Source organism: Allobosea vaviloviae, assembly GCF_001298265.1.
Lineage (GTDB): Bacteria > Pseudomonadota > Alphaproteobacteria > Rhizobiales > Beijerinckiaceae > Allobosea > Allobosea vaviloviae_B.
On the sequence record NZ_LGSZ01000063.1, the window covers coordinates 1 to 10,587 of the forward strand.

The following is a 10,587-nucleotide window of genomic DNA, read 5'->3' on the forward strand; positions in this document are numbered from 1 at the left end:
CCCGAGGACATCGATCTTCCCACCATAAAGACCAACATCGCAAAGCTGGCCCGGCGTCGCGCCATCGGAAAAGCCGCCTTCGCTAAAAGCCGCCCATCAGAACGCTGAAAGGGCCGACACCGGACGACTACGCAAGACCAGGCTCGGCGGAATCTCCAAGCAGGGAGACCGCTACCTGCGCCGATTGCTTGTCGTCGGCGCCACGGCCGTCATCCGGCATACGAAGGACAAGCCGACGCCGATGGCCGCGTGGATCAGGAAGCTGCTCGAGAAAAAGCCCTTTAGGCTGGTCTCGATCGCGCTCGCCAACAAGCTCGCGCGGATCGCGTGGGTCCTGCTGACGCGCAAGGAGGCCTACAGACCCTATCAGCTCGGCGCCTAGCAGCCAACAATGGAAACAACCCGAATTGGTGACGGCAGTCGATGATGAGTGACGATCGAGCCAATGACGAGATCAACCCGCGTGATTCAATGCGTTCCTGCAGCGCGTCAGTTTGATAGGGACCTCGTCGGCGGATTTCCATCAGGGCCAGCGGCAGACAACCCGCCGCACAAACAGGCCGGACATATGAAAGCAACCGATCAAATCATCCCGACATAAACGCCTTGCCAAAGGGGGCGTCCACATATGAATCAGCTCAGAACCGATTTGGGAATCCCAGACGACTCAATCAGATCGGGTTTCGCTCTAGCAGAATTTTGTTCTGCTTCTGCAAGATCACGGGCAGAGCAATTCGGTTTACCTACCCCTCCACGAAACCCGCAGCAGGCCAGTTCGATTTCACGGTCCATAAATTTGCTCCGGTAGCCAAAGCGAGAGTTTCGGAAGAGCAATAATGATCGTCAGCAAGACCAGTTCTACGCAGATGAATGGGATTACGCCGCGGAAGAGTTCTCGCGTTGTGATCTCAGTTCGGGCCGACGCCATGACCGCGAAGAGATTGAGCCCGACCGGAGGCGTGATCGCTGAAATCTCGATTAGCTTGATGAGGACGATGCCGAACCAAATCGGATCGTACCCCAGGCCCACCATGATCGGATGAAGAAAGGGGACGGTGACCACGGTTATCGAGACAGTATCCATAAACATGCCGAGGATCAGGTTCGCAATCACAACCGCCAGCAATACCTGCCACGGGGCAATGCCGCTGGCTGAGATTGCATCGACGAGCTCTGAAATGAAGCCGGAATATACAAGGAAGCGCGCGAACAGGAGTCCGCCGATCAGAACGAGGAAGATCGTCCCTGAACTGACTGCCGTCTCCTCCAGTGCCTCCCGAATCATTTTCGGCTTGCCCACACCACGCCAGACGGCGATGCCCAGCGCACCGAGCGCTCCGATCGCACCGGCCGCCGTAGGAGCCACTAGGCCGCTATAGATCCCGCCGACCACAATCGCCGCAAGCACAAGGAAGGGCCCCGTACGGGTCAGGGCAGTGAGTTTCTCCTGTGTGCTAAAAGCTCTCCCCATTTCCGGCGCCACGGCCGGCCGAACGCGCACCAGAATGAAAACGAAGACCACGTACGCAATCGCCGTGAAAATGCCGGGGATGACGCCCGCCACGAAGAGGCGTCCGATAGATTCGCCCGTCAGCAGCGCATAAATCACCATCATCATGGAAGGCGGAATGAGCGAAGCGAATGTGCCGGCAGCTGCAATGCACCCGGCACCGACGCCGGAATCATAGTTGAATCGCTTCATCTGTGGCAACGCTAGCCGGGTGAAGACCGCAGCGCTGACAACGGTAGAGCCGGATATCGTCGCAAATCCCGCTGAAGACAGGATCGTCACAATGAAAAGGCTGCCGCGGACCCGTGCCAGTATGCGATAGAACGCTTCGTACAGATCGCTCGTCACTCCCGCGCGGTGGGCGAGAATTCCCATCAACATAAAAGTCGGGATGACAATAAACGAATACTGGTTGAGCGCATTGTACACGAGCGTCTCGGCCGAAGACGCGAGCAATGTCTGCCCGCCGACCATGAACAGACCGGCAAGGCCAACGAGGCCAAGCGCCGATGCCACGGGAACGCCAATCAAGGTGAGAACGAGCGCCACGCCGATCGCGAGGCCACCAAGAGCAAGACTACCCAACTCAGTTCTCCTCGTTCTTATTGGCGGCCGGAATGACATCCGCAGGGGCGATCAGGCTCAGGACGACGATCCGCGCGGCTTCGAAACTCGTCATGCACACGCCGATGGCAAAGGCGACCTTCATGGGCCAGACGGCAAATTCGCCGGCCGCGACAGCAGTTTCGCGGATCGCCACGCTGGACACCGCAAGCTTCACGGCGCCGAGCGCAAGGATGCCCAGAAACACGAATGACAGAACCGCCGCGAGCACTCCGGCCACTCGCTTGACAGGCTCGCTCATCCATTCCGTGAGCACATCGACCACGATATCGGCCCGGTTTCGAACAACCATGCCTGTCGACAGGAAGACCGAGGGGGGCAACAGTTCCTCGGACAGGTTCGTAGCAGCGGCGATCGGCTTGTTCAGCGCGAAACTCATGACCATGTCGAGCGCGCCGACACCGACGATCAGGAGGATCAGGGCCCCGGCGACGTTCACGCACAGCAGAGTGCCGGCTCGCAGTGCCCGGTCAAGGCCGCGACCTACAAGATGAATCGAGTGCATTTGCGTCCGCCCTACTCGATCTCGGCTTGCTTGGCGCGCCAGTAATCAAGCACGGTTTTCGCCTGCTCGCCCAGCCCTTTCGACACCATGCTCTTGAGCCAGACCTCGCGCATATCGGGGATCGCCGCGTGATAGGCATCGGGTTCGGCGAAATCGACAACCGCAACGCCCTGCTTCTTGAGGAAGTCGAGCGCCTCAGCTTCAGCCTCGGCGATCGCCCGCATGCTGCGCTCGGCGGCCTCTTCGCTGACCTCGGTGATCAGCTTCTTGACCTCGGCCGGATAGCTGCTCTCCCACTTGTCGTAGTTGACCCAGATCGGCCAGGTCGCGACCGGTCCGACACCGGCGGTCGACAGGTGCTTGGCCACTTCGTACAGTTTCGTGACCTTGTAGAGATCAGCCGAGAAGAACCCGCAATCGAGACGCCCGCGCTGCAAGCCCTCGTAGATATCCGAGGGAAGGACGTTCACCCCGACCGAACCGAGCGCGTCCCACATCGGTGGCTGATAGGCTCCAAAGCTCCGGATTTTCAACCCCTTGAAGTCGGCCATCACCTTAACCGGCTTGGTGCAGAGCGGATAATAAGGATTCATCGGATGAAAGAAGAGCGGCTTCACCTTGTTCCTGCGAAGCTCTTCCTGAACCGCCTTGTTTTCCGCCACCAGCCCGGCCGAGACCGCAACCGCCGCCTTGGGTGTCTTGAAGACATAAGGTACGGAATTGGGCGCCCCGATCAGCGGCAATTCGTTGGGAAAATACGCCTGCGGCACGGCACCGAAATCAACGGCGCCTGAACCGACCAGACCCAGGATTTCCAGCGGCTGGCCCGCCGATCCTCCCCAGAAGATCCTGATATTGATCTTGCCGCCCGAGCGCTTCTTGATTTCGTCGGCCCACCATTGATCGATACCGCTTTGGACGAAGACTTTCGGCCCAAAATGCGCGAGACGAAGGTTCATCTGGGGGTAATTGACAGCTTGCGCAAAAGCCTGCGGAGCCATCGCGAACGTCAAGGCGACGAGTGTAAATTTCAGTTTCATTTCAGTCCTCCCGCTTATCATTGAGTCACCATTGGTGGTGACCGTGCTGGCCGCCTGCAGCGACTCTCTTAGCCTTTGCTATATAGGCTCGTCACATCGCCTCAGGCCTGTAAATGCTATCCGTTCGCCCCAATCGCCCATCGGTACAGAGCTCGCCTGCCAAAGTCGGCCCTCCAACCGCGCGCTGGAGGAGATCGCTCCGCGTTGGCGCCTTACTTTATCGGGCGTGGCTGGTCGCCGTGCGGCCGGACACTCCCTCTGAGTCGATGAGACCGTTTTCGCTTGCCGCAGCGGCGCCAGAACCAGGGACGAGAAAACTTGCCGTTGTTATCGCTTGGTCTGGGTGAGGAACGTCCGGCGAAACGTTGGCTCGGCCTATATCCGGGCACGATCGAGGGATTCAAAACACGCCGCATACAGCGCACTCGCATCCTCAACGCTAGCCCGGCGGATATTCGGCGAGGCGATTATTGAGCTCGCCGTAACCGGCTCCGCTGGGGCCATCCCATAGAGCCCGGGCAATGCAGCCTCGGCAATCTCACGCAGCGACGAGGGCTTGTCGAAATGACCATCGAAATGGTGCGGAAAGCCGATCTCGTCATAGAGTTGGCCAAGCGTTGCGAGGACGTCGGCCAATACTGCGGCGTCGCCGTCGCCAGCCTTAAGTCCCATCGCCGCCGCCATCATCCGCACCTTTGCTGGTGCCTCTGGCGCGTTGAAGGCAAGGACATGAGGCAAAAGAACACCGACGCCGATGCCGTGCGGCACGTGACAACGAGCCTCCAGTGGTAACGACAGCGCATGCGCAAGGCCAAGTCGAGCATTGCCACACGCCATGTTAGCGATTGCCGAGCCCAGCAAATTATCAGCACAAGCGTCGGGGGCGCGTGTCGTGACCGCGCAGGTGATCGAGCGCATCAGCAGACCAATCGCGGTCATCGCAAGACCGTCGGTCAGTGGAGTTGCGAACTCGGTGAACATCGCCTCCATCGCATGGGTCAAGGCATCGATTGCTGAAATCGCCGCAAGGCGGGCAGGAATAGCGGCCAGCACGACCGGATCCAGGAACGCTATGGTGGGAAAGCTCAAAGGGCCGCCGCCCACGAATTTTGCGCCGTTCGCGTCATCCTTCACCAGTGTGAACTGAGATACCTCAGCGCCGGACCCGGCGGTTGTCGGCACCAGGAACATTGGCAAAGCGCGATGGGGAAAGCGGGCAACACCGGCGCAGGCGCGAAATGTCGGCGGGTTCCTCGCGACAATCGCGATGGCCTTGGCGGCACAGAGCACTGAGCCGCCGCCGACGCCGATCACCGCTTCGAGCGAACCTGCGCTCACGCGCGCGGCCTGCTCGTCCACCTCATCGAGATGCGCATCGATCCGGCAGCCGTCATAGACGCTCACGCGAATACCCGCTCTGTCCAATGCGTCGAGAATTGCCACATAGAACGGTTGCGGCGTAATATTAGCATCGGTAACGACCAGAACGCGCCGGATGCCCATCGCCGCAATGGCTGAGCCGATGCCCGCGAGGACCCCGGCGCCATGGATGACGTGTGTCGGCATAAGGAAAGACGCTTCCATGCCCTACTCCTTGTTTGATGTTTCCTTGATTCCCACACATGCGCGCGCCCTTCTCGCGAGGGCGTTGCGCCAATCGCGCCTCAGCGCAGGACGAACGGGTTCGGAACGTCCTTCTCGAGATTGATGTAGACGCTCTTAGTCTGGAGATATTCCTTGATCATCTCCTGACCGTTCTCGCGCCCGATGCCCGATTGCTTGAAACCGCCGAACGGCACCGCGTAGCTCACGACGCGATAGGCGTTGACCCAAACCGTGCCTGCCTTCAGCGCCTTGGTGTAACGGAAGGCGCGGGTAAGGTCGTTTGTCCACACACCGGCGGCGAGGCCATAGGGCGTGTCGTTCGCGATCGCGATTGCCTCATCATCGTCTTTGAAGCGGATGATCGAGAGCACCGGCCCGAAGATCTCTTCCCTGGCAACGCGCATCGAATTGGTAACATCGGTCAGAATCGTCGGTTCGACGAACCAGCCGTTCTCGCATCCGCTGCCGCGATAGGGCTTGCCGCCATGCGCCAGCGTGGCTCCCTCTGCGGTCGCGATGGCAACGTAATCGAGCACCTTCTCGTATTGCGGCAATGTCGCGACCGGACCGATCTGCGTGTCGAGTGCCATCGGGTCGCCCATCTTCGCGTTAGCGACGAAGGCACGCAGAGCCGCGACGAATTCATCGTGACGCGCCTCATGGACCAACAAGCGCGACCCGGCCATGCAGGTCTGACCGGTGGCGGCAAAAATGCCGGAGACAGCGCCCTTCACCGCCTGCGAAATATCCGCATCCTCACAGACGATGTTCGGGGACTTACCACCGAGTTCGAGCGTGACGTGTTTGAGCGTCTTGGCGGCGGCCTGGTAAACCGCCTTACCCCCGGCATCGCCCCCCGTGAAGGCGATTTTCGCGACTTTCGGGTGCTCCACCAGAGCCGCGCCGCATTCGTTGCCATAGCCGGTGACAACATTCACCACACCCGGCGGGAACCCTGCCGCAAGAAACAGCTTCGCGAATTCAATCATTGAAACGGAAGCGTGCTCGGAAGGCTTGATGACGACGGCGTTGCCCGCCGCAAGCGCCGGCGCGAGCTTCCATGTCGTCAGCAACAGCGGCGAATTCCACGGCGTGATGGCCACAACCACGCCGAGCGGCTCGTAGACGGTATGGGTAAACATCCCTGCCTTGTCGGAAGGAATAACGGCCCCTTCGATTTTATCAGCAAGACCACCGTAATAGTAATAGTGCTGCGGCAGGTAGCGAAGCTGGCCGAGCATTTCGGCCTTGAGCTTGCCGTTGTCCTGGACCTCAAGGTCAGCAAGGCGTTCGGCATTGTCGAGGATGAGATCGCCAACCTTGCGCAAAAGCGCACCACGTTGACTGGCGGTAATGTTCGCCCAGGCGGGATTTTCCATGGCAGCCGCAGCAGCCTCGACTGCCGCGATCGCATCCCTTTCCTGCCCGCGCGGTACACGCGCCCATACCTTGCCGGTGAACGGGTTGACGCTGTCAATCCAGCCTTCGCCTGCGGCGATGCGCTCATCGCCACCAATTAACATTTTAAAATCTATCATCGTACCCTCAAGCTGACGGTGTTCGAGCGTGAGAGTGAAACAATGCGGGGCAGGCAACTCGCCCCCAACCGCGGAATCTTCGCCTCAGTAAGCCTGTCCTGAACGCCTCAACGCCGTAGGGGTGACGCCAAAGCGTTCCTTGAACCTGTCGGTGAAACGCGACTGGGATTGATACCCCACTGCATCCGCCACCTGGCAGATCGTCAGATGCGTTTCCTGAACCATTGTCAGGCCGGACATCAGACGGACTTCTTCGAGAAGTTCCCTGAAATTCGTACCTTCGACCTGCAGTCGTCGCCGCATGGCTGACTCACTAACGCCCAGTGCCTTGCACACCTCCTTGCAGCGCCAAGCTCGGGCCGGATCGACGCCGAGCATTTGTGAAACGCGTTGGCGCCAGCTAGGACTGCGGCTCACGAGGATATTACCGGCGAGGCCTGCTTGTGCGAAAAGCAGTAGCAGCTCGACCAGGCGATGACGCTGAATCTGTATCGAAACAGGGTATTTCCGGCTCCAATCGAGCCAGTGCGCCACCCATTCGAGCGAAGATTCTGACGCGGGAGCATGCCAGTGCGGCGCGAGATTCCAGTTTTCAATCCCCTGGCCAAAACTCTTCTGGAACTCTTGAATCGTCTCGATATCGAATCGAAATCCAAGGCCTTGATATATTCCGGTCGCTTCATCCGGGTACTTGCCGATCCAGAATTCCGTGTCAGCGGGCACTATAAGGAATTCGCCCGACTTAGCGACATAACGCTTGTTTGGAAGCAGCATCTCCTTCGAGCCCGAGACGACCAGCAGCAAGGCGGGTTTGCTGAAGAGCACTTTCGCGATTGTTTGCGGCTTATAGCAGCTTTGAATGCCGAGCCCGCACTGCATCAGGTCCTGGTCGAGATCAGGATCACGCTTGGACAGGCCTTGCAGCAGATTGTCGATGAGCCGCGACTTGCCGGAACGCATCTCGATCTGAGCGCGCGCCAGCACGCTTTCGCTGCGGGGGACGATGCTAAGAACCGCCTTTCTTCCGATCATGACACTTCCTTTAACAGATGAACTCCACGTTTCGGGCGCCAATATAATGATTTCCCTGCGGCAGACCCGTATCGAAACACGGATGACCGTTTCGGGCGAGCCAACGGCTCCGTTGGGCGAAACGAACCCGGCAACCGTCCGCAATTGTCTGGAGCTCGCCCTCATGGGCTCAGCGGCGCTCTGTCTGGGAATTGTCTATGAATGTTCGACGCCTTTCGTCAGGCTTGATGACATATAAATTGCCCAGCGCGACTGGCGGTTCTGGCGTCGGGGAAATCGATGTCATCGTTTGCGATCTCATTGCCGACGATGGTGTCGAAGGCTTCGGCTTTTCCTACGCGATCGGCGGTCGAGGTGCTGCCGCTGTCAAAGCGCTCGACCAAATCGGTCGTGAAATCGTTTTGAATTCGCCGGTTGAACATCCGGAAGTGACCTGGCGACGCGTGAAAATAGCCTGCAACAGGACAGGGCGTGGTCCCAATTATATAGGGCTTGCGGCGCTTGACGTCGCGCTTTGGGACTTGCACTCCAAACGCCTGGGCGTTCCACTTGGCGTCGCGATGGGTGGTGCATTGAGGCCCGTGCCAGCATACGGCAGCGGCGGCTATCGACCGAACCAGGGGGAAGATGCAATCGCCGATCAAGTTCTGCGCCATCGCGAACAAGGGTTCAAAGCGGTGAAGCTTAGACTATCCGGTCGACCCGACGACATCGCATTGATCGACGCTACCCGATCGCACATGGGATCAGATCAATGGCTGATGGTCGACATGAATGAAAAGGGAAACCTGACCACGGCGCGCACACTGATTGCCGCTGTTCTTGCCAATGGCGGGCTCTTTGTCGAGGAACCGCTTCCGGCGCACGACCTCGAAGGGTACCGAACTCTCGCCAAGGCGCACCCAGGAGCGATTGCGACTGGAGAACACTTGCAGGGTTGCGAGGCGGTATTTCCGTATTTGAAGGACGGATTGAGCGCCGTCATTCAGCCCGATCTCGCTATGATGGGCGGGCTGACTGAAACCTTGCGCCTGTCCCGCTTGGCGGAAGCCTTCGGGGTTGAGGTCATGCCGCATTTCCTGCCGGGTCTCTTTGCTCATGTCGCGGCTGCGGCGCCGAACGTCACTTGGCTTGAGGATTTCCCGCTCCTCGAACCGCTTCTCGACGGCGTCCCCAAGGTCGATTCCAACGGAATGCTGACAGCAGGCGCGGCACCGGGGCACGGCTTGTCGCTTTCCGCGGCGGCGCGCCGACAATTGCGCGCAGCCTGAGTTTCCACCGCCCGACCGCAGTCGGGCACATCAGCCGTGGCGAGCGCAACAAAGAAAATATCGAGGAGGATATGATGACCCTGAAAGCGAACGTTTCCGGTTATGGACCACGTAGAGTCCTTTTCCTGCATGGATGGCTGAGTGATCACCACGTCTTCGACACGATTGTTCCATGCTTTTCTCAGGCGGAATTCACGATCGCACAAATGGATTTCCGGGGCTATGGCCTCAATCGCGCTGCTGTCACTGGCACCTATTCCGTGGACGAGATCGCTAAAGACGCCCTTGATTTGTGCGACCTGCTTGGATGGCAAGAATTTCAAGTGGTCGGCCATTCGATGGGCGGCATGGTCATTCAGAAAATGGCTTTGCAGGCCCCGGGGCGTGTGACTTCCGCGGTTGCTGCGACGCCGGTGCCGGCTTCAGGCTTTCCTGTCGATGATGGCACGCGGACGTTCTTCGAAACCGCGGCAGACGATGACAGCGCGCTTACGGCCATCTTCAACACGCTGACGGGTGAACGATATTCCTCCTCCTTTCTCGAAGGATTGACCGCCGCCGCGCGCGGAGCGATCTCGCGCGAAGCCTTTCTCGGCTACCTCCGCACCTGGACGACAACCGATTTCTCTGCCGAAGTTGGCTCGATCGGCACGCCGGTGCTTGTCATCGGCGGTGCCACCGACAACGCTCTTGGTCCTGAATTCCTCAAGGAGACCTATCTCAAGCAGCTGCCGAACGCGCTGCTGCACGTCATCGAGCATTCCGGTCATTATCCGATGCTTGAAGTGCCACCGGAATTCTTCGGTATCGTCGAGACGTTCCTCCGCCATGAGGGCAAAAGGATTTGAAGACCGCTCTGATCGAGAGTTGCCTGACTATGTACCCGGCGCCGCGATCTGACATCGCGACGCTGACGGCAGTCTGCGCGATCTTCAAGCTTCCCGTGTCACGGACTCGCGCAAAATCCCGAAAGAAGCCAGCATCGCGCCTGCAGCCGACCACAAGGCAGCACGATCAGGCGCCACTTTCGCCATGACGTTCAAACCAACCAGGAAGGTTTTCAGCGTTAGCGCGGTCGCAGCGATGTCGGTGTCGTGGGGAAGCTCTCCGCGCGCGACGGCCACGCCCAGCAATGTCTCTATCCGCCCGAGCCGCTCGACCATATGGGCGGCCACCTTAGGGCCCAATTCGGCATCCACGTTGCAGAGCGCGCCAACGCTGTTGACGGCCAGACAGCCCTTCGCGTCGACATCCCGGGCAAGGCTTTGACAGACCGTCTTGAATGTCGCGGTTATCAGCGCGCAGACGCTTCCTTCAGGCGGCACCACCGCCAGCGCGCGGTCGGGCGAACGTTCGAGATAGCGTTCAAGCGCTTCCATGAACATGGCCTCGCGGCTCTCGAAGGCATTGTAGAAGCTTGAGCGGGTGATCCCCAATCGCTCAGAGAGCGCTTTGACCGAGT

The 10,587-nt window shown here is 59.4% G+C and carries 9 protein-coding genes and 1 pseudogene; 3 read left to right on the top strand and 7 right to left on the bottom strand.

The genetic code is table 11. The features are described from left to right. Window positions 1–133: 133 nt before the first annotated feature. Window positions 134–382, top strand: a pseudogene (locus AE618_RS22945) (transposase); the annotation flags it as partial. A gap of 399 nt (window positions 383–781) precedes the next feature. Here AE618_RS22945 and AE618_RS22950 read toward each other — a convergent pair. The 6 genes from AE618_RS22950 to AE618_RS22975 all read right to left on the bottom strand — a co-directional run bounded on the left by AE618_RS22950 (window position 782) and on the right by AE618_RS22975 (window position 7,854). After that, window positions 782–2,095, bottom strand: a complete 1,314-nt coding sequence (locus AE618_RS22950) for a TRAP transporter large permease (RefSeq protein ID WP_054211405.1) — start codon at window positions 2,093–2,095, stop codon at window positions 782–784. A gap of 1 nt (window position 2,096) precedes the next feature. Then, the gene (locus AE618_RS22955) at window positions 2,097–2,639 is read right to left on the bottom strand and encodes a TRAP transporter small permease (protein ID WP_082365505.1); all 543 of its coding nucleotides are present in this window, start codon (window positions 2,637–2,639) and stop codon (window positions 2,097–2,099) included. Window positions 2,640–2,650: 11 nt separating this feature from the next. Beyond that, window positions 2,651–3,700 carry a TRAP transporter substrate-binding protein DctP gene (gene dctP / locus AE618_RS22960; protein WP_082365506.1) on the bottom strand — a complete coding sequence of 350 codons (1,050 nt, stop codon included), beginning with the start codon at window positions 3,698–3,700 and terminating at the stop codon, window positions 2,651–2,653. A gap of 354 nt (window positions 3,701–4,054) precedes the next feature. Next, on the bottom strand, window positions 4,055–5,263 hold the full coding sequence (locus AE618_RS22965) for an iron-containing alcohol dehydrogenase (RefSeq protein ID WP_054211408.1): 1,209 nt from the start codon (window positions 5,261–5,263) through the stop codon (window positions 4,055–4,057). A gap of 80 nt (window positions 5,264–5,343) precedes the next feature. Beyond that, complete coding sequence (locus tag AE618_RS22970) at window positions 5,344–6,822, bottom strand: aldehyde dehydrogenase (RefSeq protein ID WP_054211409.1); 1,479 nt, start codon at window positions 6,820–6,822, stop codon at window positions 5,344–5,346. Window positions 6,823–6,906: 84 nt separating this feature from the next. After that, a complete protein-coding gene (locus tag AE618_RS22975) occupies window positions 6,907–7,854 on the bottom strand; it encodes a helix-turn-helix transcriptional regulator (RefSeq protein ID WP_054211410.1) in 948 nt (315 codons plus the stop codon). Between the two features lie 197 nt (window positions 7,855–8,051). Here AE618_RS22975 and AE618_RS27570 point away from each other — a divergent pair, with 197 nt between their 5' ends. Next, a complete protein-coding gene (locus tag AE618_RS27570; protein ID WP_082365508.1) occupies window positions 8,052–9,125 on the top strand; it encodes a mandelate racemase/muconate lactonizing enzyme family protein in 1,074 nt (357 codons plus the stop codon). Between the two features lie 74 nt (window positions 9,126–9,199). Continuing rightward, a complete protein-coding gene (locus tag AE618_RS22990) occupies window positions 9,200–9,973 on the top strand; it encodes an alpha/beta fold hydrolase (protein ID WP_197280867.1) in 774 nt (257 codons plus the stop codon). Between the two features lie 84 nt (window positions 9,974–10,057). Here the strand turns inward: AE618_RS22990 and AE618_RS28625 are convergent. Beyond that, window positions 10,058–10,587: TetR/AcrR family transcriptional regulator (locus AE618_RS28625; protein WP_197280868.1), on the bottom strand; the 530-nt coding region annotated here is incomplete at its 5' end.

Coding starts and splice junctions, on each gene's coding strand:
- AE618_RS22970 (WP_054211409.1), bottom strand. CDS start 6,822: ATGATAGATTTTAAAATGTTAATTGGTGGCGATGAGCGCATCGCCGCA.
- AE618_RS22955 (WP_082365505.1), bottom strand. CDS start 2,639: ATGCACTCGATTCATCTTGTAGGTCGCGGCCTTGACCGGGCACTGCGA.
- dctP (WP_082365506.1), bottom strand. CDS start 3,700: ATGATAAGCGGGAGGACTGAAATGAAACTGAAATTTACACTCGTCGCC.
- AE618_RS22990 (WP_197280867.1), top strand. CDS start 9,200: ATGACCCTGAAAGCGAACGTTTCCGGTTATGGACCACGTAGAGTCCTT.
- AE618_RS27570 (WP_082365508.1), top strand. CDS start 8,052: ATGAATGTTCGACGCCTTTCGTCAGGCTTGATGACATATAAATTGCCC.
- AE618_RS22975 (WP_054211410.1), bottom strand. CDS start 7,854: ATGATCGGAAGAAAGGCGGTTCTTAGCATCGTCCCCCGCAGCGAAAGC.
- AE618_RS22965 (WP_054211408.1), bottom strand. CDS start 5,263: ATGGAAGCGTCTTTCCTTATGCCGACACACGTCATCCATGGCGCCGGG.